This is a genomic window from Neobacillus sp. KR4-4 (assembly GCF_042136325.1).
GTDB lineage: Bacteria > Bacillota > Bacilli > Bacillales > Cytobacillaceae > Neobacillus.
On sequence record NZ_JBHHJU010000015.1, the window covers coordinates 18,988 to 43,769 of the forward strand.

Consider the following 24,782-nt stretch of genomic DNA (forward strand, 5'->3'; position numbering starts at 1 on the left):
TTATCATTTATTTTGATTTCCGTTATCATTAACTAGAGTAAGCATTGTCGAAATGGAGGTATTCTCATTGATGAAAAAAATGGTTATCACTCGTAATATTGATTCAGCTCATATTTCGCAAATCAAAGATATCATTCCAGATTGGGAATTGATTGTTGGCAAGGATAAGCAAATTTGGCAGGAACATGTTAAAGATGCGGAAATTATAGCTGGCTGGAGTAAGGGGTTGGATGAATACTGTCTGGACCCACAATCAAAACTTAAGTGGCTGCAATCATGGAGTGCTGGTATTGATTATTTACCTCTTGAAGAATTAAATTCTAGAAATTTCTTCTTAACTAGTGCCAATGGCGTTCATGCCTATCCCATCTCCGAAACAATTTTTGCATTGATGCTGGGATTAACACGCAAAATCCATACATACGTCAAAAATCAACAGATAAAAACTTGGCATCATGCAAATATGGGCCAAGAAATCCACGGAAAAACAATCGGCATCATTGGAGTAGGAACGATTGGGGGAGAAACAGCCAAAATAGCGAAAGCCTTCGGCATGAAGGTACTTGGTGTCAGGCACTCGGGAATGCCTGCTCGCAATGTCGATGAAATGTATACTCCAAATCAATTAGGTGAATTGCTTCCTGCTTGTGATTATGTAGTGGTTACGTCGCCGCTCACAAAGGATACTTATCAAATGTTTGGTAGGGAACAATTTAAGCAAATGAAGGCTTCAGCATTTTTTATTAATATCGGCCGGGGTGAGATTGTGGTAGAAAATGACCTGATCCAAGCTCTAACTGAAGGAACAATTGCAGGAGCTGGACTTGATGTGTTTGAAACGGAACCATTAAGCAATGAAAGTCCATTATGGGAGATGGAAAATGTGATTATTACCCCACACACATCTGGTTCAACCGACCATTATAATCAGCGGGTGCTTGAAAATATCTTAATTCCTAACTTAAAGGCCTATCTTTCTGGTAAGGTTCCACCAATTAATCTTGTAGATTTTTCGAAAGGTTATTAACATGTAAAGACTCCCTTTTTCCCGCATTATCCATTTAAAAAATTAGGGTGCCTCAACCTTGAGGCACCCTTTCTTGTTCCATTATTTTTTATATTTTCCAGGTGTGTACTTTTCACTGGCTTTAAAGTTATAGATGGGTTTAATAAAGCCGGCTATCTCCACGGTTTCTTCAACCTTTTCTAAAATTTCATTCATGGGCTTATAGGCCATTGGCGCCTCATCTAAGGTTTCCTCTGAAACAGACGTTGTCCAAACGCCCTCCATGGTTTTATGAAAATCATCCATATTGAGAGTTTTCATCGCTTTTGTCCGGCTCAAAACGCGGCCTGCTCCATGCGGTGCCGAGCAATTCCAGTCATCATTCCCTTTACCAACTGCCAAAATCGACCCGTCTCTCATATTAATTGGAATGATAAGACGCTCCCCTTTTTGTGCAGAAACTGCCCCTTTTCGTAAAATTAGGTTCTCGGTGTCAATATAATTGTGTACGGTATCGAAACGGTCCTGTTCCTCAAATCCCATGTTCTCCGTAATCGCTCTCGCAATCTCTTCGCGGTTTGCTTTTGCAAAAGCCTGCGCTAGCTTCATGTCATGCATATAGTTATGAAAATCCTCACCTTCCAAATACGCTAAATCATTTGGAATAACTGGATTCTTTTCTTTATAACCCTGGATCATGGCTTGGATTTCTTTTTGGCGTCCTTCCGCCTTTAATTGCTCAATAAGTCCCGAAAGATCCTGTTGACGAAGTTTTGAGATAGCTACCTTTTGATAGTAGGTGGCTATCTTCGATCCTACATAACGGCTTCCAGTATGAATCGTTAAATAGTGGTATCGATCGGCATCAACAGAAACTTCTATAAAATGATTGCCGCCCCCTAGTGTCCCTAAGCTATAACGGCTTCGATTTTCACTTAAGATATGCTCTGCACGGAATTCTTGAATGGCGGGAAAATTCGTGTTAATAAACCCGACAGTTTCATCTGAATGAATCTCCTGTCCACTTGGGACAAAGGTCCGGATTACTTGATCTAGTCTATTAAAATCCATCTTTTTATCCTGAAGCTTGACGGTTAATACGCCGCAGCCGACATCCACACCAACTAGATTAGGAACAACCTTATCCTTTAGTTGAATGGTCGTTCCAATGACACAGCCTTTTCCCGCATGATAATCTGGCATAATACTAATCTTTGTATCCTTTAAAAATGCTTGATTACAAAGTTCTTGGATTTGCTCTAGGGCTGTTTCTTGGGGATAGTTTGAAAATACCTTTGCTTCTGTTTGTGTACCGGTTACCTTAATCACTTGTTTTCCCTCCTTTAAAGCAGATTACCAATAGGCTACCATCTAATGGGCGTTCGGGCAACCGATATTCGTACGACATTTTTTTCTATATGAATAAAGGAAGATGCCCTTTGACATCTTCCTTCTTTAAATTATTAATAAACAGTTTGCATGCCTTTTCCTGCAACGGTCATCCACTCAAACTGACGCAATCTAACCTCAAACAGGGTTAATGGATCACGGAACATCTCTGGGTTGGCATTCATATTCGAAAGCATTTCTTGGTTCGCCTGTATTCCAGCTTGCGCCTCTTCTGCTGATTGACTTAACAACTGCATTGGACTCTTGAAAAACAGGGTTACATCGCGCTCAAGTGACTTTTCAAACAGTTCAAATTGCTGGAAAAACTGTTGATTCACTACAGAGATAGCTTCAACATAATCTTCATTTTCCACAAATGCTTTGTACTTATTAAAAAGCAGCGCTTTATTTTGTGATATCGCCCCAAATAATTTCCCAGCGCTTTTCAGTATAAATTGCGATGGGGTTCTGCGCAGCAGGATGTTAACAGTTTCCAACTGAAAGCGGCTTGTCATCCGGTCGGTGTCGCGGTGCCAATCGTCAATTACCTTAAAATCACAATCAAGCACGAGACGGTCTTCTCCATACATACGATTAAAACTTTCGCCAATTTCATTTAGAAAATCCTGACTCTGCACAAACTCCTCTTTGCACTCATCAATCCATTCTTGCAATAAGCGGTAATATTTAGGCAGCACTGTCTGGTCTAAATACTCTTCTAGTTTTTTGTTCATCACTTCATTAAGCTCGATATGAATCTTGCTAAAATTACTATCTTCTTTGATGAAGGCAGAACACTCTTGAAGCATTTTAGGAACCGCCTCTGAAATGTCTTTTGCAACCGTATTTTTGATGGCACGGTAAGACTGTACCACAGCTTTTGATTTTTGAACTTCTGTATCCTTCAGTTGATTGATTGCACCCGTTAATTTCTGGAGCATTTCTTCATTCCAGCGGACTGATTCGATCAATTGATTTTCGACATCCACCCGTTTTTGCATCAGGCTGGCAATTGTTGTGCGAATATAGAACAATAGCTTTGCCAAACGTTTATCTTCCATATTTCTTGTATTTTTAATAGAATGGATAAACTCTTGTAAGTCCTTTAACTGCTTGTGATTCTCATATTGCGATGAAAAGGCAAACACGGATGCATCCGGAATATACGATTGAATCCTCGCCCTTGTTTCATCAAAGACACTGATTGCATCTTGCTCATTTGCAATCGCGTCCATCTTACTGAGCAGAAAATGCACGGGAATGTCAGGTGCTAACTCTTGAATTTTTGCAAGAACAGACCGTTCTTTATCTGTAAACGGTGCATTTGCATCAAGTACGAAGAGGACCGTATCAGCCAATTGCAGATTCTTCAACACCTCATAAGAATCATTATAGTTTCCTTTTAATCCTGGAGTATCGATAAGTGTGACCTTATTTTCCTTCAAGAAGGCATTTGGACGCTTAAATTCAATGATAGATTCCATCGCGTTACGGCGGCGATCCATTCGTTCTTTGAAATCAGAAAGGCCGGATAAACTAGTAATCTCTCGATCCGTAATTTCCGTGATTTCTTCATCTTCGGAGTCTTTAAACAAAACCAGTGAAGAAGTCGGGCTATCCTGCAGGTCTTCACCAAGAATTGCATTAACAAACGTCGATTTTCCGCTGCCGCTTAACCCGGTAATAAGAAGATGCTGTGTGTCAAAATTCACTAATTGCTGAACAATCCATTTTACCCGATTATTATCACCCATCTCATTGGCTTGGGCCCAATTCGTAATAGCATCAAAGAGTGTCAGGCACTCTTCAAGTTCATCCATATCTGTTTCGGTAATACTAATTAGTTTCTCAGCCTCATTTACGATCGACATACTTAAACTCGCCGGAAACAGTTCATTCCATGAAAGAACGGCTGCCGCTGAAAGGACAACATTCTTAGTGTCAGCGAGACGCAGCCAATTCGTTAGAAAATCTGGAATAAAATCCTGGAGACTTTTTATGAAATACCTGCCATCGATAAAGCTAAAAAATGCTTCTTTATGAAGGCCTGAAAGCTCGGCCAAGTTGTCATCCCGATGAATATCGAGGCTTAATAACAAATGATTCATTTCCCTAATCCAAGTAAAATAGGTTTCTTCATTGTCATAGCTGTCCCAAAGAGTGGAAATAAGCTGCTCGAATTTTCGTTGATCTAGACTAAACAGAAAATGGACAGCTTGGGAAAAATAACTCGGCGCATGATTTCGAGTTACACCCTTTTCCACATACGAAATGATCGTATCAAACCACTCTAAGGACCCGGTCCGAATGGCCTCGTTTACGGCCAGCTCAATGGCATGATTCCAATCTCGCTGTTCTTCAAAAAACGTACGAGCTATTTCAGTCACGTTTGGATAATCTGGATTTGTATCAATGATTTTTTTTATCACTGCTAGTGCGAGGTCTAACTTACCTCGCTCGATATACAACGAAAATAACTGTAAGGCAACTTCAGTCGTTAACGTAAGATTGTCACTTGTGATCGCACAGTAAAGATCTTCTGCAGTTGATAACAGGCCTAACTGATAGTATGCATCAGCTGTATTTTTCTTTGCCCATGGTTCTAGCTCATTGATAATATTTTCCCATTTAAAAATGGCTGCTTCATAATCTTTGTGATGAAAATACACTTCTCCCTGAGCAAAGCGAATCGATGATAGATTCGGTAAATCCTTAGATGCTTCCTCTTGAAACAGTTCACCAAGGATCTCAATCGGATGAATATTTTCATGTTCATTGATGAACATTTTATAATACGTTTTCAGTTTTAATTGCGTATCTAATGTCATATCTTTCCCTCCAATTACAACACTCTCTGTCATTCATATGGAAAAGAGCCATAATTATTCTCTATACTATTCGACGGATTATCTGATTTTAAGTCTCAATTATTACGATTCTACCAAAGCAATTTATTAAAAGGATGTCAGTTGTGTTTCATTTTGGAGACAAAGTAGAACTTATTACATATTTTTCAGGACATACCGACCTTAACTGGATAATAATTGAAAATCGCAAAAATTTCATGATACTTATTACATATTTTTAGGAAGTTATTACCTATTTCTGGACTATTATTACATATTTTACGAAATTTACGACATTTGCTGGATAATAATAGGAAACAACCTGATAAATGAAGGAAAAAATAAGCCTGCCAAAGATGAATAGCAGGCTTACTAGAAGTCATTCTCATCCAACAGACACAGTCTTCTCACTCTTTGCATTCAAGACAATCTCAGAAAAATAATTTACTGTTTTCATTTCTGCATTGAACAAGTAAGAGGATTTCCATGTTTCCTCTAGAAAAATCTCCATTACCTTGACTGAGCGCGGATGACCGCTTGCTGCCTGCTCAAGCGCCACGATACTTTCAAAAATTTTCACCATAAGTTCGGCCGCCTTTTTCGAATGAAAAGTCTTTTGATCAGCCGATGCCGTCCGTAAAGATTTTGAAAAGTTCTGTAACTGAATCAACTTATTTTCTACTAAATACGTCCATTCAGATGGCAAATGGGCGACACCTCGTAGACGCTGGCTCATCTCATCTAAAAATAGTTCATCCGCTTTGAACTTCTCCATTAAACGCAGGACCTCTAACCCGAGAATATTGGCCGTCCCTTCCCAGACAGTTAGGACTTGGGCATCTCGTAACAATCTTGGAGTCACAAAATCTTCGATATAGCCATTGCCTCCGTGCATTTCGATTGCTTCATGCGAAAAGTGAATCGCTTGTTCTGCCGTTTCTTTTTTCAATAAAGCAATATAGAGGCGATGAAGAATGGCTTCTTTCTGACTAGCTTGATTGTTCAGGACCCGTTCAAATAATGGAAGATACGTGAAAACGGTGCGTGTTTCAATTTCCAACTTTACAGCGAGCCTTGTCAGTGTATCCTTGACCATTGGATAGGTAGCGAGTTTACTGCCGAACGCATCCCTTCTAAGGGCATATTCCTTAGCTTCATGATAGGCCCTCCTCATAATTCCTAATGAGGCAACGGCATTGCACACTCTTGAGAGATTAAGAGCTTCCATCATATAATAGAAACCCTTCGAAGGATCTCCCACCACAAAAGCATCGGCACCATCGAATTCCACTTCAGCCGAAGGGACAGCTCTGACTCCGAGTTTATCCTTTAAGCGGCGAATCCGGATTCCATTTAGCCTGCCATCTTGATCCCGCCATGGTACGGCAAATAAAGTCAGCCCTTTCGTCCCAGATGGCGCTCCTTCTTTCCGTGCTAAGACCATCGCCACTCCGCACATACCGGCATTGGAGGCAAAGTACTTTTCACCATAAAGCTTGAAATGCTCTCCATGTTCCACAGCTCTCGTCTCATTCGCTCCGACATCTGAGCCCCCCTGACGCTCTGTAAGGAATGTCGCTCCCTCATAGAGTGGAACTTCTCCTGTTGAGAGGACATGCGGCAAAAACCGTTCCTTCATTTCTTCAGATGCATACTGGTTTAGTAAATAAGCGGTGGCCATTGACAATGTGACTGGACAGTAAAACCCTGGTTCTGTTTGTGAGAGCAGATAGCCTTGGGCATAGGAATAAATATAATTCCCCTTCTCACCGAGTGAGGGGATTTCTTTATGAACATAGCCGACAATTCCGGTATTATAGGTATCTTCCACCGTTCTACGATAACCTTCATTCACCCATACTTCAGAAATATCTTCACCATAAGCATCGTATTTATTTAAGCGCGGCTGTCCTTCCCGGTCCGTAAACCTAGCCCGTGAATCAATATCTATGGCACATTTCTCACCGAAGGCAGTCAACTCCTTGTCTGCATACTCGAAAAAGGATGGATCGAGTAACTCTTTAAGCAAGACTTGAAACGCCAAATCCTCTTTATAAAAATTCAACTTGGATAACACCCTCCTTTTTTCAGAATAATCAATAAATTTAGTATATCACTTTCTTATCCAGATAAAAATAAATTTTGGATATTTTTAGACGTCTTTCCTTTTTATCTAAATACAACGTATAATTAGTTCAAATACATTAAGGGGAAATCTTCATTGGAAAAAGAACAAGCAAGACTGTTAGCTGACTTTATTGAGAACTCAGCTTCCGCGGTCTATGAAATACAAAAACTTGAAACTTCGGGCGGCCGTTTGCTGAAGTTTCATCAATGGACAAACGGGAAGCCTACACTCGCCGCTTTTGAGATTACAAAGCCGGATAGTGATACTGGCTATTACTTTGTATTCATTGATTGGCATCAAAATGACAACTATTATTTAGTCGTTTATGCACATGATCGTTCAACGACCTGTGCAGAGATACGGCAAATTCAAGAAATAGACGGAGCACCACATCTCATCTGGACATATAAGCCTTTTAAACGGGACGGAAAAAATGATCAAAGAAAAGCTTATTTCAAGCAAATGTTTGGTTCAACAACCATACAAATTAAACTGCCCTCCTCGGCCCTTGAGGTGGAAAAATTTCTAGGACAAGTATTTAAACTTTGTCAAAACCGGCTAATGGCGGACCGGATTGTTGAAAAATTTAAGCTTGAATAAACGAAGAAAAAGGAGGCCTCAACCTCCTTTTATGTTATAAAACTTTACTTAAAAAAGCCTTTGTCCGTTCTTCTTTCGGATGATCAAATAATTCACTTGGAATATTCTCTTCGATAACTAACCCGCCATCCATAAAAATAACGCGGTCGCCCACTTCTTTCGCGAAGCCCATTTCATGAGTCACGACTACCATCGTCATCCCTTCTTTTGCAAGGTCCTTCATAACCTCTAGTACCTCACCGACCATTTCAGGGTCCAGCGCTGAGGTTGGTTCATCAAAAAGCATGATTTTCGGCTCCATTGCCAGCGCCCTTGCAATCGCAACCCGCTGCTTTTGTCCGCCTGATAAGGAATCAGGAAAGGCTTCGGCCTTATCCTCTAAACCGACTTTACGTAAAAGCTCTAACCCCTTAGCTTTGGCCTGATCCTTAGGAATATTTCTTACTTTCATCGGTGCAAGCATAATATTTTCAATCACGGTTTTATGCGGGAATAGATTGAATTGCTGAAAAACCATTCCCACTTCTGTCCGTACTTTATTAATATCGGTATTCTTGTCAGTCAAGTCGACACCTTCAATATAAACATGCCCCCCAGTAATGGTTTCTAGCATGTTAATGCAGCGAAGGAACGTCGATTTCCCGGAACCTGAAGGACCAATGACCACAACTACCTCTTTATTTTTAACTGTAACGTTAATGTCCTTGAGAACCTCATTTTTACCAAAGGATTTTTTTAAATTCTTTACCTGGATCATTCAGTCGCCAACCTCCGTTCAAGACGAGTAAGCAGGAAGCTTAAAGAAAGTGTTAACACGAGATAAATAACTGCTGCCGCAAGATACGGTTCCCATACACGGAAATATTGTCCTTGCATAGCTCGTCCCCAATACATTAATTCAGGGGCTGCTATGAGAGCCGCTAATGATGACTCTTTTATTAGAACGATAAATTCATTGCCAAGCGGCGGAATCATTCGCTTAAACGCTTGCGGCAGAATGACAAAACGCATGGATTGTACATGGTTCATCCCTAATGAACGGGCAGCCTCCATTTGCCCGCGATCAATCGATTGAATCCCCGCACGAAAGATTTCAGCTATATAGGCGGCAGCATTTAATGATAGAGTAAGAATAGCAGCTAAAACGGGACTGGTTTCATCAAGAAAAAGAGGAACAACAGCAAAATGGATTAATAATATCTGAACAAGTAAAGGTGTCCCGCGAAAAAAAGTAATGTAAATCGTAAACGGCCAAGCGAGGAGCCTATTTTTCATCATTTTTCCTAATCCGATAAATAAGCCAAGAACAGTACCAATCAAAATACTTGCGATGGAAAGCCCAATAGTTAGAAGTGTTCCTTTTAGGAAAAATGGAGCGTATTCAACTAATATATCCCAACGAAAATCCATAAAATAAATCCCCCTATTAAACGACAAGCTAATTATTCTAAGCTAACTAGCAAAAATTGCGTAACTGCTTGGTTAAGAGTTACGCAATTCATTCAGCGATGTTTACTTCTGTTGATCTTTTAAGATTTGTGTATCTGGTTCTACTTTAAACCACTTTTTGTATACTTCTGCATAGGTCCCGTTATCAATTACTGCTTTTACTGCCTTATCAAAGTCTGCTTTAATCTTGCTGCCTTTAGGGAACATAAGTCCATAAAATTCTTTTGCAAATGCGGCTGAATCTTCAATAACAACAAAATTATCTTTAGGATTGTTTTTTGCATATTCTTCGATAACTGTGTTATCTGCGACTACAGCATCTGCCCCACCGCTTTTCAATTCCAAAATTGCTAGATTATTATTTTCAAATTTTTTGATTTTATCACTATTTTTGCCTAATAGACCTTCAACAGCTTCTTGTCCAGTTGTAGCATTCTGAACGGCAATCGTTTTATTATTCTTTAGATCAGCTGCGCTCTTAATGTCACTATCTTTTGGAACGAGGATTTTGTTGGTTGATAAAAAGTATGGCACTGAAAAATCATAGGATTGTTTTCTTTCATCATTAATCGTGATGGCAGAAATACCAATGTCAGCAATTTTTTTATCTAATTCAACAAAGATTGGATCCCAGCCGACATGTTCAACCTTCACTTTATAGCCTGCTTCTTTTGCCACTGCATTGATAAAATCGATATCAAAACCGACAACTTCTCCCTTATCCTGATATTCAAACGGTGCATAGGCAGCATCTGTTACCACGCGCAGTGTTTTCTTTTCAGTGTCTCCTCCTTCTTTTGTTCCCGTGCTTGTATTTTTACTAGTACCACAAGCTGACAAAACTAAAAGAAGTGCAACCATTAAAAATGTTGAAAATAATTTAAAATTCTTCATTTTTTCAGACCCCCAATGTTTTTTTTGAAAAGTATTTTTTAAAAATTTTAATAATATTTTGAATATAAATGATTATAACCCGATTTTATTATATATTCAATATTTAAATAATTTACTATTTTAATACTGTAATTAACTAAAGTATTAACATTGTAGAATAATTTCTTTGGTTGATTTCCGACTTAATCGTTGTATGATTTTGAGATGACTCCGGTTATCTTATTTTTATTTCATAGGGATAAATATCTAAAACGACATTCCCTGTCTATGGGCATTCGCCGTTACTCCTTACCCATACCTACATAATCTATAGGGTATTTACAACATAAGGAGAGATGCCTAAATGAATCCGTATGGTCTTTATCAAACCCCTCAAATGCCGATGGAATATAATACCTATGTTCAACCTGAACCAATGAATTACTATGTACAACCAGAACAAGTGAATTACTATGAACAACCAGAACCATTTAATCCCTATCTACCAGAACAATATGACCCGGCAAGACAGCCACAACAAGTTGAGCGCAGACTGAATCAATTGGAGCGGCAAAATGAACGTCAAGAAAGAGAGATCAATCAACTACAACGTCAAGTAGCACAACTCGACCGCAGACTTCAACGAGTAAATCAGCGTCTTCGTGCTGTTGAAAGAAGATTCAACTTCCCATTCACTCCATTTGATGGAGAATATTAAAAAGACTTTCACAGAACCGGGCACATGTCCGGTTCTTTTACATACTGAAGGAAAAATTGGAAGGTTTTTTACCAATTTGAAGGACGATGTTAAAATCCTGTTAGGATATCTTACAAATCCACTGACAGGGAGCGAAAATTCAGTTAACTTTTCTATATAAACCTCAAGAGAAAGGAAGATTTCAAATGTATCGAAGAAATGATATTAAGCTCGCTGAAAGAATCCTTCAATTAGATAAATTAAGGGATGAGTTGTATGAAGAACTCATGAAAACAATGGGCTCCCAAGCGAACGAACTTTTAAGGAGATTACAAAATTACTAATTTCTATTTGAAAAGGGGGAAGAAGGTTGACAACACGCTTAAGGAAAGGACTCGAGCGCCTTAGACAGTTTTATCTAAGAAAGTTGCTAGAATCAGGAACCACTGATTTTACACATCAAGAACTACACTCCCTTACCTTCTCAGAATTAGAAAGATTGTACAACAAAACATTCTCCTCAGCTGATTTAAAATAATTTTCATTATTACTTATTTTGACAAACAAGCAAAATAGTATGATAACCTAGTCCTATGTTAGAAAATATAACATAATATAATACTATGAAAAGGATTTATAACTAATTGTATACAATAGGGTGTGGTGAGCGACAAAAATGGGAAAAGAAATCTCTTATAAAGATAAAAAAGTAATAACTATAGGCATCGTCAGAGATCTCACTGGTCTATCCGAACGGCAAATCCGATACTATGAAGAACGAAAGTTAATTTTCCCCGAAAGATCTGCGGGTGGAAGCCGTAAGTTTTCTTTTTCAGACGTGGAATTGTTGATGGAGATTGCTAATAAAATCGAAGATGGCATTCAAACACACGATATTAGGAAGGAAATGCTTCGTGAACAAAAGAAACACAACGAAGAACAGATTCGCAGGCAAATGATCCAAGGGCAACTCAATGCCCAATTCGGTCTACGAAAAAAGTTATGAAGAAACCATTATGATCCCATTCCTTCATTAAAGGAATGGGATTTTTCATCCTTTCTCGGTACATCAATCTGTCTATAACTTAAGGTAAATGACCATTTTTTAAAATCCATGTTAGATAATCTCCCAAACTTATAGAAACCATTCTAAAATCATGTAAGAATACTAACATACCAAATGTTAAGAATATTAACATCATTTTAAAGGGGGAGAAAAAATGGATACTACATTCTTAATGAATAGCCTTTGGGTAATGGTGGGAGCAGTACTTGTTATCTTAATGATCGGAGGTTTTATCCTCTTAGAAACAGGGTCAACTCGAATGAAAAATGCAGGACATATTGCAGGGAAAACAATTCTAACCTTCGGAATTGGCTCGATCGTATTTTGGGCAGTAGGATATGGACTAATTTTCGGTAAAGGTAATCCGCTGATTGGTTTCTCCGATTTCTTTTATTCAGGCTATGACGTTGATGGATTGCCACTTTCAGGTGCCGTATTCTTTTTATTCCAATTAGCTTTTTCAGGGATTTCCTTAACGATTGCGTTCGGCGGTTTTGCAGAACGAGCAAAATTAGGTGCATACCTTGTATTTGCTCTACTTTTCTCAGTCATTGTCTATCCGCCAATTGCTCACTGGATTTGGGGCGGCGGCTGGTTAGCAGAGCACGGGAAACAAGATTTCGCCGGTTCTACTGTGGTTCACTTAACAGGGGCCATGGCAGCTTTTGCAGCTACGATTCTATTAAAACCACGTATTGGGAAATTCAACAAAGATGGCTCAGCTAATAATCTAGCTGGTCATAACCAAGTATTCACAGCACTAAGCGTATTGCTACTATGGGTTGGCTGGTTTGGTTTTAACGCCGGCAGTACATTATCTGTTGATAAAGCGTTCTTTGGATTTGTTGCTGTTAATACGAACTTAGCCGCAGCGGCTGGAACGGTAGCAGCGATGATTGTCTCTTGGATAGTACTTGGAAAAGCTGATGTTCCAATGATGTTAAACGGAGCCTTGGCAGGGCTAGTTGCTATTACTGCTTCTTGTGCTTTTGTAGATACATGGGCCGCCGTCTTAATTGGTTTTATCGCAGGAATTCTTGTTTTTTACAGCATTCGCTTTTTTGAAAACAGAGGCATTGATGATCCTATCGCTGCTCTTTCAGTACATGGTACTGCCGGCGTCTGGGGAACGTTATCGACTGGTTTCTTCGCTACAAAAGAATTAGCAACAGTCGGAAAGCCAGGATTATTTTACGGGGGCGGTTTACACCAGCTCGGTATTCAAGCACTCGGAGTATTCACATGTGCCGCATTTGCCTTTATTGTCTCCTACATCCTCCTTGCCCTTATGAAAAAGTTTATGAATGGCTTGCGTGTTACAGAAGAAGAAGAGATTATTGGATTAGATATGAGTGAACACGGAAGCTATGGTTATCCAGAATTAGTGAAGGCAGAACAAACAAAAGCTTTTTAAATATTTATGAAAAGTGCAAGTCCTTTCTGGCTTGCACCTTTCTACACTTTTTAAGTGGAGGTGAACAAACATGAAGTGCGATACCTATTCTGCGATTGCTGAATACAAGAATACCCAGATGAAAGAAGCTGCCAAGGATCACTTCCAATTGAACCAGCTTCACGACAACATAATCAAAAAGGTCTTAGAAATCTCAATGAAGGAAATTCAAATACGGAATGGACCTCTTCCATGCCCCTTCTCGTTCTTTGTCATGGGGAGCGCCGGCCGCTTTGAACAATCGGTTTGGAGTGACCAAGACCACGGCATCATTTACCTTGATTCATCCACAGATGCAAAAGCATATTTTTTGTCATTAGGAAAGGAAATATCAAAAGGTCTGTATCAGGCTGGTTATCCTTATTGCGATGGCGGTGTGATGTCAGGCAATCCATTCTGGTGCAAATCACAAGCTGAATGGGAAAAACAAATTCTGAACTGGGCCGCCGACGCGTCATGGGAATCGTTACGGTATCTTTTAATTTTTATCGACGGACGCTCTATTTATGGCCACCATCGCCTAATAGAACAACTAAAATCATATACTTATTTAACCGTACAAAAAGAACAGATTCTTCCAAGGTTTTATCATAATACTCTTCATTTTAAAAAAGGAATTGGTGTCCTAGGGCAGCTTTTAGTGGAGACTCACGGAATTCATGCCGGATCCTTAAATATAAAGGAAACTGCCTTTTTCCCTTACATCAATGCAGCCCGTCTATTGGCAATGAAAGATCATGTCTTAGAAACCTCTACCCTCTCAAGACTCGACAAACTCCGAATTCATGACAAGAAGATCTATCAAGACATGTTTTTAAAACTGTTAACCTATCGCCTTCAATTTTCTACCCACTCTGACTATGAATCTGGACACTATGTACCGGTTGATAAACTAAGAAAAGATCAAAAAAATGAACTAAAAGAAATCATCAAGAATGGTGTCGCACTGAACCAACATGCCGGAAAACTTATCGAAAAGGAGGGATAAAATGAAAATCAATGATTTAGCACAATACCTTAGACAAATTTCCGGCAGGGTTAGTTCTAATATCTATGCAGGCATTCAAGGACAAGCCAATCCACAACAGCTTTCCTTTGTCCGACAACTTCAAAAAGAAATGAAAGAAAAAAATAACTTGTCCACCCCCCTTAATGAATTAGAAGTGGTCGTATTCGATTTAGAAACGACGGGGTTCTATCCAGAAAAGGGTGATTATGTTCTTTCAATCGGAGCAGTGAAAATGGTCGGTCCTCATATAAGGAATCATGATACTTTTTATTCGCTCATCAAATCAGACCTTCCTTTATCCGATGAAATTTCAACTTTAACGAAAATTCAGGAAGGGCAATTACGCGATGCTCCCATTGCCAGAGATGTCTTACTCCAATTTTTCAACTATTCACAAAGTCATATTCTTGTCGCACACCACTCCAACCACGAAAAGTCCTTTATGCAGAAAATGACTTGGGATCTCTTAAAGACACGATTTGAACATCGAATCATCGATACATCCTTCTTAATACGACTTTCGGACCCTTCTATGAAATCTCTACCGCTTGAAGATGTATGTGATCGATGTGGGATAGCCATAAAAGATCGTCACCACGCACTTGGCGATGCCCTAATGACCGCGCAAATTTGGGGGAGCTATTTACACCAAGCTCAAATAAAGGGATATAGTAATTTACAGGAAGTGTATGAACATCTCGCAAAGCTTTGAGCCCAAAAACACTATTTCAAACTAGTGTTTTTTTGTAAATTTCTAAAAGTTTACAACGTGAAATCCTCTCGACTTTGCAACACCTCTATCTTACTTACCTCTGATTATCTCCCCATTTACAATCCTTAGCTCTGACAAAATAACTTAAAAATAAAAAAATTTTAAAAAACTTTTCTTTGCTGTTTTCCTTATTAGAACAATAATGTAAACGCTAACAATATTTTTGATTTATTTGAATTGTCAGATTTTTATGTTGACCATGTTTTCGATTGGTTGTATGATTATCGAAAATAATCATTCAATTCATTAAGTGCCATCGCTCCCCATCATTTGGAGAAGGGTATGGTAATTCTTTTTTTAAAATTTTTTAGTCATTTAAAGCGGTCTATCACAAAAGAGGAGTGGTTAAGTTGGGGAGTCAATGGATTTTCCTTGACGGTGAGTTCGTCAAGAAAGAGGATGCTGTAGTATCAGTTTTTGATCATGGTTTTTTATATGGTGATGGAGTATTTGAAGGCATTCGAGTTTATAGCGGTAACGTCTTCCGACTCGATGCACACCTAAAGAGACTATTTGAATCAGCACAATCCATTATGCTGAATATTCCTTACACACAAGAGGAAATGACGCAATTAATCGTCGATACAATCAGAAAAAATCAGCTAGAGAGCGCCTATATTCGTGTCGTTGTTTCTCGTGGAAAAGGGAATCTCGGCCTAGACCCTAAATCCTGCTCAAAGCCAAGTGTCATCATTATTGCTGAAGAATTGAGAATGTACCCTAAAGAGTATTACGAACGCGGGATTAAAATTGCATCGGTTGCGAGTCGAAGAAATCGCCCAGATGTTCTAAGTCCACAAGTTAAATCGTTAAACTACTTAAATAATATTCTTGTTAAATTAGAGGCGAATCAAGCTGGGGTTGAGGAAGCATTAATGCTGAATGATCAAGGTTATGTGACCGAAGGCTCCGCTGACAATATCTTTATTGTGAAAAACGGTGTTATCTATACCCCTCCTGTTTATTTAGGAGCACTAGAGGGAATTACCCGGAACGCCATCCTTGATGTCGCAATGTCTAAAGGTTATGAGGTTAAAGAATCTCCGTTCACTAGACACGATGTCTATGTAGCAGATGAGGTATTCTTAACTGGAACAGCCGTAGAGGTTATTGCTGTTATCGATGTGGATGGCCGTCAGATTAGTGATGGAAAACCCGGTGAGGTTACGAAAGACCTCTTAGAAGAATTTAGAAAAATTGTAACAACAGACGGTGTGGCTTGTTATCCAGAAGGTGCAAACCACGCAATCGTTAGTTAGGAGATAAAAACATGCGTAGCGATATGATTAAAAAGGGAATTGATCGGGCACCCCACCGCAGCCTATTATATGCAACCGGGGTCAAAACGAGTGATCTTGAAAAACCGTTTATCGGAGTTTGTAACTCGTTCATTGAAATTATCCCAGGACACAAACACCTTAATCATTTCGGTGAGATTGTAAAAGAGGCTATTCGCGAAGCAGGCGGTATTCCTTTCGAGTTTAATACAATCGGTGTAGATGATGGGATTGCAATGGGACATATTGGGATGCGCTATTCCCTACCGAGTCGCGAATTGATCGCCGATAGTGCCGAAACCGTAATTAATGCACATTGGTTCGATGGTGTCTTCTACATTCCCAACTGTGACAAGATTACACCAGGTATGCTAATGGCAGCAGCAAGAACCAATGTCCCTTCTGTCTTTGTCTCAGGCGGGCCGATGGAAGCAGGTGTTTCACCATCGACTGGAAAGAACCTTTCCCTCACTTCTGTTTTTGAAGGTGTTGGGGCTTACCATAACGGTACGATTAGTCAGCAGCAGCTGCTAGACATTGAAACAAATGCTTGCCCTACTTGCGGCTCATGTTCCGGGATGTTTACAGCCAATTCAATGAACTGCCTAATGGAAGTATTAGGAATGACTGTTCCTGGAAATGGAACCATTGTGGCAACTTCTGAAGAAAGACATGAACTTATTCGTCAAGCCGCCAGGTATTTAGTAGAACTAGTGAAAAAAGATATCCGCCCTCGTGACATTATTACTAGAGAGGCAATTGATAATGCCTTTGCCCTAGATATGGCCATGGGTGGTTCTACAAATACCGTGCTTCATACATTGGCAATTGCCCATGAAGCTGGGATTGATTATGACTTACGTGAGATTAACAAAATTGCTGAAAGAGTTCCTTATCTAGCAAAAATTATGCCAGCATCTGATTATTCAATGGATGACATTCATCGTGCAGGCGGTGTTAGTGCCATTATTAATGAACTTTATAAAGTGGAAGGCGCCTTGCATGATAACTGTATTACCATTACTGGAAAGACTCTTGCAGAAAATGTGAAGGAAGCAACAATCACGAATGAAACGGTCATCCGGACCAAAGACAATCCATATAGCCCAGTTGGCGGACTATCCATCCTTTATGGAAACATTGCACCTAACGGCAGTGTCATCAAGGTTGGTGCTGTAGATCCTTCCATTAAAACATTCTTAGGTGAAGCAATCGTTTTTGATTCCCAGGATGAGGCACAAGAAAATATTAATAACGGTACGGTTCAAGCAGGACACGTGGTCGTTATCCGTTATGAAGGTCCAAAAGGCGGACCAGGAATGCCTGAAATGCTTGCACCTACTTCCGCGATCATGGGCCGTGGATTAGGGAAAGAAGTTGCCCTAATTACGGATGGTCGCTTCTCAGGTGCAAGCCGTGGAATTTCCATCGGTCATATTTCACCAGAAGCAGCAGAAGGTGGACCAATTGCTCTTGTTGAAAATGGTGATAAAATCCTAATCGATTTAGAAGCACGCTCTATTGAACTTCTTGTTGATGATGAAGTTTTAGCTGAACGACAGAAGGCATTTGTGAAACCAGAGCCAAAAATTAAAACTGGTTATCTTGCAAGATATGCAGCACTTGTTACATCTGCCAATACTGGCGGGATTATGAAAATATAAAACTTTAGAACATTGGGAACTCATTAGTACCCCTCCCCTTCCTAAAGGAAGTTAAGGTGCTAAAGTGTAAAGAAAATCATTTGACAAAAAAATATCCATAAATCGATGACGGGAATAAAGGAATAAGAATTCGTATTTTCAGAGAGCTGGGGTTGCTGGAAGCCCAGTAATACAACTTATTCCGACATCATCCCTGAGTGTTAAGCCGAACAATCATAACTTAAGTAGGCTTAATCGGGTGTCCATCTTGAACACCTGTTACCAAAAGAAGCGTTCCTCAATATTTTAGATGTCGCTTCATAAGGCAGTATTCGTAAGAATACTGTAAAAACGGGTGGTACCGAGAAAATGAAAGGTCTTTTCTCCCCGATTATTCTGCTTTTGATGTTCTTGACTGCAGTCTATTCAGGGAGAATAGGGCCTTTTTTACTATGTTTCTAACAATACCGAAGTTTCAAACAATTTTTTAAAATTCAATCATCCGCAAGGAGGGATTACGACGTGAAAGTAGAAGCAAAAAAGCTTGAGGTCCAAACAACTACAGAACCGAGAACCGGTGCAGACCTTCTCATCGACTTACTAAAAAAAGAAGGTGTAGAAACACTGTTTGGATATCCGGGAGGTGCCGTGCTTCCAATATACGATGCCATTTATCGCGCCCAGGGTACCATCAAGCATGTTCTTTTCCGACATGAACAAGGAATGATCCATGCAGCTGAAGGATATGCGCGAGTTACCGGAAAACCTGGAGTCGTTATTGCTACCTCAGGACCTGGGGCAACCAACCTTGTGACTGGGATAACAGATGCGATGATGGACTCCCTGCCACTTGTTGTCTTCACAGGGCAGGTAGCAAGAAGTGTCATCGGAACAGACGCCTTCCAAGAAGCGGATGTTATGGCGATCACAACACCCATCACCAAACATAACTATCAGGTACAATCTATCGAGGACTTACCACGTATCGTGAAGGAAGCATTTCATATCGCTTCTACCGGACGGCCAGGGCCAGTCTTAGTCGATGTCCCTAAAGATATTTCGGCCGGATTTCTAACGGAAGAACCTGAAGAAGCAAGCATTAATTTACCTGGATACCAGCCAACAACAAAGCCGAATCCATTTCAAATAAAGAAACTTGCTGATTCGATTTCAAAGGCTTCCAAGCCGGTAATTCTTTCCGGTGCAGGTGTTCTCCATGGAAAAGCATCAGCCGAGCTCGCTGCTTTTGCAGAAAAACATCAGATCCCGGTCGTTACTACTTTACTTGGACTTGGTACTTTTCCGGCAGATCATTCCCTCTCACTAGGAATGGGAGGAATGCACGGAACGTATGCAGCGAACATGGCCATTTACGAAAGTGATCTACTTATTAACTTTGGTGCCCGCTTCGATGACAGACTAACAGGGAATCTTAAGCACTTTGCTCCATTTGCGAAAGTCGCCCATATTGACATCGATCCAGCCGAAATTGGAAAAAATGTGCCAACACATCTGCCAATCGTTTCTGATACCAAAGAGGCTTTAAGTGAGCTGCTTGTTCAAGAAATAGAATCACCAGCAACCGCTGAATGGCTGCAAAAATTGAGTCAAAACAAACAGGAATATCCGCTTTGGTATAAGCATGATCCAAACGGAATGTGTCCGCAATGGGTTATTGAAGCAGTCCATAAAGTAACAAACGGTGACGCTATCGTCGCAACCGATGTAGGGCAGCACCAAATGTGGGCAGCGCAGTATTACACCTTTAAGCAGCCGCACCGCTGGATTACTTCAGGTGGACTTGGAACAATGGGCTTTGGGTTCCCTGCAGCGATTGGTGCACAAATTGCCGAGCCAGATAGTACAGTCGTTGCGATTGTTGGGGATGGCGGTTTTCAAATGACACTTCAGGAATTATCGATTATTTACGAACGAAACCTTCCAGTAAAGATCATTATTGTCAACAACGGCGCATTAGGAATGGTTCGCCAATGGCAGGAACTTTTACACGGAAACCGTATTTCGGAATCGATTCTTCATACACAACCTGATTTTGTCAAACTTGCTGACAGTTATTCGATTAAGGGTTACCGGGTTAACAACCAGGAAGAACTGATTACCGTGTTGCCAGAGGTATTTGCTCATAATGGCCCAGTATTAGTTGATTGCCGTGTACTTCAGCAAGAAAAAGTATTCCCAATGATTGCCCCTGGTAAAGGAATTCATGAAATGATTGGGGTGAAACCATGAAACGGATCATCACAGCAACCGTCCAAGACCGCAGCGGAGTCCTAAACCGTGTCACCGGACTTTTGCAGCGACGCCAGTTCAATATTGAAAGTATTTCAGTTGGTCCATCTGAAACCGAAGGGATTTCAAAAATGACACTAGTCGTCGAGGTTGAAGATGAACAGCGCCTGGAACAGGTGACGAAACAATTAAATAAGCAAATTGATGTTTTAAAAGTTTCAGATATTACGGATAAAGCAATTGTCGCCCGTGAACTGGCCCTAATTAAAGTAGCTTCAAGCAGTCAATTGCGCAGTGAAATTCACGGGATTATCGATCCGTTCCGCGCCCTAATTATTGATGTAAGCAAAGACAGTCTCGCCGTCCAAATTACAGGACGTCCTGATAAAATCGATGCCTTGATCGAAATGCTCAGACCTTATGGCATTAAGGAAATTGCAAGAACTGGTTTGACTGCCCTCCAGCGTGGGCACCAACCGCAAGGAAGCGACCTAGCAACATACTCACTATTAAAATAACAATATATTTGAGAGGATGATTCATAATGGTAAAGGTACTTTATAACGGAGATATTCAAGAAGAGGTTTTACAAGGAAAGAAAATCGCAGTAATCGGATATGGCTCTCAAGGTCATGCACATGCCCTTAACTTAAAAGAAAGCGGCTTTGATGTAGTAGTTGGTTTACGTGGAGGAAAATCATGGGATAAAGCAGTCGAGGATGGGTTAGACGTTCGTACTGTTGCAGAAGCAACTGCAGCTGCAGAGGTAGTAATGGTTCTTCTACCAGATGAAATGCAGCCAAAAGTATATGAAGAAAGCATCAAAGCAAACCTTGAAGCAGGAAATGCTCTAGTTTTCGCTCATGGCTTCAACATTCATTTTAGCCAAATCGTCCCTCCTGCCGATGTTGACGTATTCTTAGTAGCGCCAAAAGGCCCAGGACATTTAGTACGCCGTACTTATACAGAAGGTGCCGGAGTTCCTGCTCTATATGCAGTTTACCAAGACTACACTGGTCAAGCACGCGATGTTGCTCTTGCTTATGCAAAAGGAATCGGTTCTGCTCGTGCGGGAGTATTAGAAACTTCTTTCCAAGAAGAAACAGAAACAGATTTATTCGGAGAACAAGCGGTTCTTTGCGGCGGTACTACTGCCCTAATCAAAGCTGGCTTCGAAACACTAGTAGAAGCAGGTTATCAGCCTGAAGTTGCATACTTCGAGTGTTTACATGAATTGAAATTAATCGTTGACCTTTTATATGAAGGTGGCTTAGAAAACATGCGTTATTCAATCTCTGACACTGCACAATGGGGAGATTTCGTTTCTGGACCACGTGTAGTGAACGAAGATACAAAAGCTCGCATGAAAGAAGTATTAAAAGATATCCAAACTGGTAAATTTGCTCAGGGCTGGATCTTAGAGAATCAAACAAACCGCCCTCAATTCAATGCGATTAATCGTGCTGAAAACAATCACCAAATTGAACAAGTTGGCCGTGAGCTTCGTGCATTAATGCCGTTTATTAAAAACAAACCAGTAAATGCAAAGAAGGAAGTGGTGGTAAATGGTTCACGTTAACATCTTCGATACGACATTACGCGATGGTGAACAGTCCCCTGGTGTGAATTTAAACCAGCTGGAAAAATTGGAAATCGCAAGACAACTTGAACGGTTTGGGGTTGATATTATGGAGGCCGGCTTTCCGGCTTCCTCCCAAGGCGATTTTGAAGCAGTAAGAGCAATCGCCCGGAATATAAAAAATGTATCAGTCACAGGCTTGGCAAGAGCGACGAAATCGGACATTGACATTGCGTGGGATGCGTTAAAAGATGCAGCAGAACCAAGGTTGCATGTATTCCTTGCCACCTCCCCAATCCATATGCAGTATAAATTGATGAAAACACCTGAGGAAGTTACACAAATTGCGGTAGACATGGTGTCTTATGCGAAAAAGAACTTCCCGCACATTGAATGGTCAGCGGAAGATGCATCCCGTTCTGATTTAGATTTCCTTGTTCAAATTATTACCAAGGTCATTGATGCCGGTGCTACAGTTATTAATCTTCCTGATACAGTCGGTTATACCACACCGGAAGAATATGGTCGCATGTTCCGTTACATCCGAGAAAACGTTCCGAATATTCATAAAGCAGCATTATCTTGCCATTGTCATGATGATTTAGGAATGGCGGTTGCGAATTCATTAGCTGCAATCGAAAACGGTGTAACCCAAGTTGAAGGTACGATCAATGGAATTGGAGAACGTGCTGGGAATGCTTCTTTAGAGGAAGTTGCTGTTGCTTTAAACATTCGAAAAGATAAGTATCCTTATACGACTAATTTAGTATTAAAAGAAATTAAACGCACGAGTGATCTTGTCAGCCGCTTTACAGGTATGATCGTTCCGCCTAATAAAGCCGTGGTTGGAAAGAATGCTTTCGCCCATGAATCGGGAATCCATCAGGATGGCGTCTTAAAAAATACATTAACTTATGAGATTATTACTCCTGAGTTAGTCGGGGTCAAATCTAATGATTTAGTTCTAGGCAAACACTCCGGCCGTCATGCCTTCAAAGATAAAATTGAACAGATGGGCTTTGAACTACCGGATGAAAAATTGATTGAGGCCTTTACTGCTTTTAAACAGTTAACCGACCGTAAAAAAGAAGTAACGGATGAAGATCTTTTTGCTATTTTAACCGATATTCAAACAACAGCTGTTGATATCAAAAAATATGAACTTGTTGCTTTCCAAGTCCATTACGGCTCAGCCAACTTGCCGACAGCGACGGTAGCATTAACCACTCCAGAAGGTATTCGAGTCGAAACAGCCCGTACAGGTTCTGGTAGTGTTGAAGCTTTAATGAACACATTGGAAGCACTAATTAAAGAAGAAATCCATCTTACAGATTTTAGATTAAGTTCGATTGGTCAAGGACGGGACGCACTTGCTGAGGTCCATGTCAAAATGACCGTGAACGGAACCCCTGTAACTGGACGCGGTTCAGCACAAGACGTTCTGGAAGCTTCAGCAAAATCATTCCTAAACGCTGTTAATCGCGTATTTTTCAACCAAAATGCAGCTGTAAAAGAAACGGTAGTCTAATAAATCACAAACAATAAATGAGGAGGTTGCTTCTAATGAAAAAACGTATTGTCTTACTTCCCGGTGATGGCATTGGCAAGGAAGTTATTAACTCAGCAAAAGATGTATTAAATGCAATCGCTGAAGAATACAATCATACTTTTAGCTTTGAAACCCATGAAATCGGAGGAGCAGCCATAGACCTTTACGGCACTCCCCTTCCGGAATCAACCGTTGATGCTTGCAAACAAGCGGATGCGGTATTGCTCGGTGCTGTTGGCGGGCCAAAATGGGATAACAATCCCTCCCATCTACGTCCTGAACGAGGCCTGCTAGGAATCCGCAAGGCACTTGACTTATATGCAAACTTAAGGCCGATTAAAGGATTTAAAAACCTTCTTCATGCCTCTCCTTTAAAGGAAGAAGTAGTATCTGGAAGCGACCTCCTTATCGTACGTGAGTTAACGGGCGGCCTTTATTTCGGAACACCAAGTGAACGTCGTGATAACGGAAACTCCGTTGTAGACACACTTGTCTATTCCCGTCAAGAGATTGAGAGAATTGTCGATAAAGGTTTTCAGGCAGCCCAGCAAAGGCGTGGTCATCTTACTTCGGTGGATAAAGCAAATGTACTCGAGTCTAGCAAACTATGGCGCGAAATCGTCGAAGAGAAGAAAGCTCAATATCCAGATGTAGCTGTGGAACATGTATTAGTTGATGCTGCCGCTATGAAACTAATCACGAACCCTAGCCAGTTTGATGTCATCGTTACCGAGAATCTATTCGGCGACATCTTAAGTGATGAGGCCTCAGTTATTACCGGATCACTTGGGATGCTCCCTTCTGCCAGCTTAAATGAAAATGGAGTCGGCCTATATGAACCTGTTCACGGCTCCGCTCCTGACATCGCTGGTAAGGGCGTAGCCAATCCAGTTGCTATGATTTTGTCGGCCGCAATGATGCTTAGATACTCATTCCAATTGAATGACGAAGCTAACATCATTGAAGATGCAGTCCAATCGGTATTAGATGCCGGCTTCCACACTGGCGACCTTCAGGTAAATGATGGACGTCTTGTTGGAACAGCAGAAATGACAAAACGGATTGCAGATTACATCAAATCACAAAATGCTTCGAAGTGCATCGCTAGTTGTTATTTTTAAAAATTTCATTGGGTAAACCGTCTTGACGGCGGTTTACCCCTAAATTTATCTAAAGAATTAAAATTCATTTACGTG

At 40.5% G+C, this 24,782-nt stretch carries 22 protein-coding genes; 16 read left to right on the forward strand and 6 right to left on the reverse strand.

The genetic code is table 11. The features are described 5' to 3' along the window. The first annotated feature begins 70 nt into the window (after window positions 1-70). Window positions 71-1,027, forward strand: a complete 957-nt coding sequence (locus ACE198_RS15980; protein WP_375376282.1) for a D-2-hydroxyacid dehydrogenase — start codon at window positions 71-73, stop codon at window positions 1,025-1,027. A gap of 81 nt (window positions 1,028-1,108) precedes the next feature. Here ACE198_RS15980 and ACE198_RS15985 read toward each other — a convergent pair whose 3' ends face one another. The 3 genes from ACE198_RS15985 to ACE198_RS15995 all read right to left on the reverse strand — a co-directional run bounded on the left by ACE198_RS15985 (window position 1,109) and on the right by ACE198_RS15995 (window position 7,306). Next, on the reverse strand, window positions 1,109-2,335 hold the full coding sequence (locus ACE198_RS15985) for an RtcB family protein (protein WP_375376214.1): 1,227 nt from the start codon (window positions 2,333-2,335) through the stop codon (window positions 1,109-1,111). A gap of 134 nt (window positions 2,336-2,469) precedes the next feature. Continuing rightward, entirely contained in the window at window positions 2,470-5,223 is a 2,754-nt protein-coding gene (locus tag ACE198_RS15990; RefSeq protein WP_375376215.1) for a dynamin family protein, read from the reverse strand. Between the two features lie 403 nt (window positions 5,224-5,626). Beyond that, window positions 5,627-7,306 carry an acyl-CoA dehydrogenase family protein gene (locus ACE198_RS15995; RefSeq protein WP_375376216.1) on the reverse strand — a complete coding sequence of 560 codons (1,680 nt, stop codon included), beginning with the start codon at window positions 7,304-7,306 and terminating at the stop codon, window positions 5,627-5,629. Window positions 7,307-7,462: 156 nt separating this feature from the next. On the opposite strand from ACE198_RS15995, the gene ACE198_RS16000 reads away from it, so the two are divergent. Then, complete coding sequence (locus ACE198_RS16000; protein ID WP_375376217.1) at window positions 7,463-7,969, forward strand: hypothetical protein; 507 nt, start codon at window positions 7,463-7,465, stop codon at window positions 7,967-7,969. Between the two features lie 34 nt (window positions 7,970-8,003). On the opposite strand, the gene ACE198_RS16005 is transcribed toward ACE198_RS16000, so the two are convergent. The 3 genes from ACE198_RS16005 to ACE198_RS16015 form a co-directional block, all read right to left on the reverse strand. Next, window positions 8,004-8,726, reverse strand: coding sequence for an amino acid ABC transporter ATP-binding protein (locus tag ACE198_RS16005; protein WP_098575774.1), 723 nt, complete (start codon window positions 8,724-8,726; stop codon window positions 8,004-8,006). Next, the gene (locus tag ACE198_RS16010) at window positions 8,723-9,379 is read right to left on the reverse strand and encodes an amino acid ABC transporter permease (protein WP_098575775.1); all 657 of its coding nucleotides are present in this window, start codon (window positions 9,377-9,379) and stop codon (window positions 8,723-8,725) included. The genes ACE198_RS16005 and ACE198_RS16010 overlap by 4 nt, the downstream gene beginning before the upstream one ends. Before the next feature lie 102 nt (window positions 9,380-9,481). Continuing rightward, on the reverse strand, window positions 9,482-10,312 hold the full coding sequence (locus ACE198_RS16015) for a basic amino acid ABC transporter substrate-binding protein (protein WP_375376218.1): 831 nt from the start codon (window positions 10,310-10,312) through the stop codon (window positions 9,482-9,484). Window positions 10,313-10,655: 343 nt separating this feature from the next. Here ACE198_RS16015 and ACE198_RS16020 point away from each other — a divergent pair, with 343 nt between their 5' ends. From ACE198_RS16020 to leuB, 14 genes are all read left to right on the forward strand, one after another. Further along, the gene (locus ACE198_RS16020; protein WP_180230207.1) at window positions 10,656-11,009 is read left to right on the forward strand and encodes a hypothetical protein; all 354 of its coding nucleotides are present in this window, start codon (window positions 10,656-10,658) and stop codon (window positions 11,007-11,009) included. A 185-nt stretch (window positions 11,010-11,194) separates the two neighbouring features. Next, a complete protein-coding gene (locus tag ACE198_RS16025; RefSeq protein ID WP_166256179.1) occupies window positions 11,195-11,332 on the forward strand; it encodes a hypothetical protein in 138 nt (45 codons plus the stop codon). Window positions 11,333-11,358: 26 nt separating this feature from the next. Continuing rightward, entirely contained in the window at window positions 11,359-11,526 is a 168-nt protein-coding gene (locus ACE198_RS16030; protein ID WP_180230208.1) for a hypothetical protein, read from the forward strand. Between the two features lie 138 nt (window positions 11,527-11,664). Next, window positions 11,665-11,994 carry a MerR family transcriptional regulator gene (locus ACE198_RS16035; protein ID WP_375376219.1) on the forward strand — a complete coding sequence of 110 codons (330 nt, stop codon included), beginning with the start codon at window positions 11,665-11,667 and terminating at the stop codon, window positions 11,992-11,994. Between the two features lie 214 nt (window positions 11,995-12,208). Beyond that, window positions 12,209-13,468 carry an ammonium transporter gene (locus ACE198_RS16040; RefSeq protein WP_098575778.1) on the forward strand — a complete coding sequence of 420 codons (1,260 nt, stop codon included), beginning with the start codon at window positions 12,209-12,211 and terminating at the stop codon, window positions 13,466-13,468. A gap of 70 nt (window positions 13,469-13,538) precedes the next feature. Next, window positions 13,539-14,495: a DUF294 nucleotidyltransferase-like domain-containing protein gene (locus tag ACE198_RS16045; RefSeq protein WP_375376220.1), complete on the forward strand. Its 957-nt coding sequence runs from the start codon at window positions 13,539-13,541 to the stop codon at window positions 14,493-14,495. A gap of 1 nt (window position 14,496) precedes the next feature. Next, window positions 14,497-15,228, forward strand: coding sequence for an exonuclease domain-containing protein (locus ACE198_RS16050; protein ID WP_375376221.1), 732 nt, complete (start codon window positions 14,497-14,499; stop codon window positions 15,226-15,228). A gap of 410 nt (window positions 15,229-15,638) precedes the next feature. Next, window positions 15,639-16,547, forward strand: a complete 909-nt coding sequence (gene ilvE, locus ACE198_RS16055; protein ID WP_375376222.1) for a branched-chain-amino-acid transaminase — start codon at window positions 15,639-15,641, stop codon at window positions 16,545-16,547. 11 nt (window positions 16,548-16,558) lie between these two features. Further along, window positions 16,559-18,229, forward strand: a complete 1,671-nt coding sequence (ilvD, locus tag ACE198_RS16060; protein ID WP_375376223.1) for a dihydroxy-acid dehydratase — start codon at window positions 16,559-16,561, stop codon at window positions 18,227-18,229. Window positions 18,230-18,730: 501 nt separating this feature from the next. After that, on the forward strand, window positions 18,731-20,458 hold the full coding sequence (gene ilvB / locus ACE198_RS16065) for a biosynthetic-type acetolactate synthase large subunit (RefSeq protein ID WP_375376224.1): 1,728 nt from the start codon (window positions 18,731-18,733) through the stop codon (window positions 20,456-20,458). Beyond that, window positions 20,455-20,976, forward strand: coding sequence for an acetolactate synthase small subunit (ilvN, locus tag ACE198_RS16070; RefSeq protein WP_098575784.1), 522 nt, complete (start codon window positions 20,455-20,457; stop codon window positions 20,974-20,976). Before ilvB ends, ilvN begins: the two co-directional genes overlap by 4 nt. Before the next feature lie 26 nt (window positions 20,977-21,002). Then, on the forward strand, window positions 21,003-22,037 hold the full coding sequence (gene ilvC / locus ACE198_RS16075; RefSeq protein WP_098575785.1) for a ketol-acid reductoisomerase: 1,035 nt from the start codon (window positions 21,003-21,005) through the stop codon (window positions 22,035-22,037). Further along, a complete protein-coding gene (locus ACE198_RS16080; RefSeq protein ID WP_375376225.1) occupies window positions 22,024-23,565 on the forward strand; it encodes a 2-isopropylmalate synthase in 1,542 nt (513 codons plus the stop codon). The genes ilvC and ACE198_RS16080 overlap by 14 nt, the downstream gene beginning before the upstream one ends. Before the next feature lie 35 nt (window positions 23,566-23,600). Next, window positions 23,601-24,707: a 3-isopropylmalate dehydrogenase gene (leuB, locus tag ACE198_RS16085; RefSeq protein WP_375376226.1), complete on the forward strand. Its 1,107-nt coding sequence runs from the start codon at window positions 23,601-23,603 to the stop codon at window positions 24,705-24,707. Window positions 24,708-24,782 lie beyond the last annotated feature (75 nt).

Excerpts from the sequence above, each read along its gene's own strand:
- ACE198_RS16025 (WP_166256179.1), top strand. The coding sequence starts at position 11,195 with ATGTATCGAAGAAATGATATTAAGCTCGCTGAAAGAATCCTTCAATTA.
- ACE198_RS16020 (WP_180230207.1), top strand. The coding sequence starts at position 10,656 with ATGAATCCGTATGGTCTTTATCAAACCCCTCAAATGCCGATGGAATAT.
- ACE198_RS16045 (WP_375376220.1), top strand. The coding sequence starts at position 13,539 with ATGAAGTGCGATACCTATTCTGCGATTGCTGAATACAAGAATACCCAG.
- ACE198_RS16035 (WP_375376219.1), top strand. The coding sequence starts at position 11,665 with ATGGGAAAAGAAATCTCTTATAAAGATAAAAAAGTAATAACTATAGGC.
- ilvD (WP_375376223.1), top strand. The coding sequence starts at position 16,559 with ATGCGTAGCGATATGATTAAAAAGGGAATTGATCGGGCACCCCACCGC.
- ACE198_RS15990 (WP_375376215.1), bottom strand. The coding sequence starts at position 5,223 with ATGACATTAGATACGCAATTAAAACTGAAAACGTATTATAAAATGTTC.
- ACE198_RS16080 (WP_375376225.1), top strand. The coding sequence starts at position 22,024 with ATGGTTCACGTTAACATCTTCGATACGACATTACGCGATGGTGAACAG.
- ilvC (WP_098575785.1), top strand. The coding sequence starts at position 21,003 with ATGGTAAAGGTACTTTATAACGGAGATATTCAAGAAGAGGTTTTACAA.
- ACE198_RS16015 (WP_375376218.1), bottom strand. The coding sequence starts at position 10,312 with ATGAAGAATTTTAAATTATTTTCAACATTTTTAATGGTTGCACTTCTT.
- ACE198_RS16040 (WP_098575778.1), top strand. The coding sequence starts at position 12,209 with ATGGATACTACATTCTTAATGAATAGCCTTTGGGTAATGGTGGGAGCA.
- leuB (WP_375376226.1), top strand. The coding sequence starts at position 23,601 with ATGAAAAAACGTATTGTCTTACTTCCCGGTGATGGCATTGGCAAGGAA.
- ACE198_RS15980 (WP_375376282.1), top strand. The coding sequence starts at position 71 with ATGAAAAAAATGGTTATCACTCGTAATATTGATTCAGCTCATATTTCG.
- ilvN (WP_098575784.1), top strand. The coding sequence starts at position 20,455 with ATGAAACGGATCATCACAGCAACCGTCCAAGACCGCAGCGGAGTCCTA.
- ACE198_RS16010 (WP_098575775.1), bottom strand. The coding sequence starts at position 9,379 with ATGGATTTTCGTTGGGATATATTAGTTGAATACGCTCCATTTTTCCTA.
- ACE198_RS16005 (WP_098575774.1), bottom strand. The coding sequence starts at position 8,726 with ATGATCCAGGTAAAGAATTTAAAAAAATCCTTTGGTAAAAATGAGGTT.
- ACE198_RS16050 (WP_375376221.1), top strand. The coding sequence starts at position 14,497 with ATGAAAATCAATGATTTAGCACAATACCTTAGACAAATTTCCGGCAGG.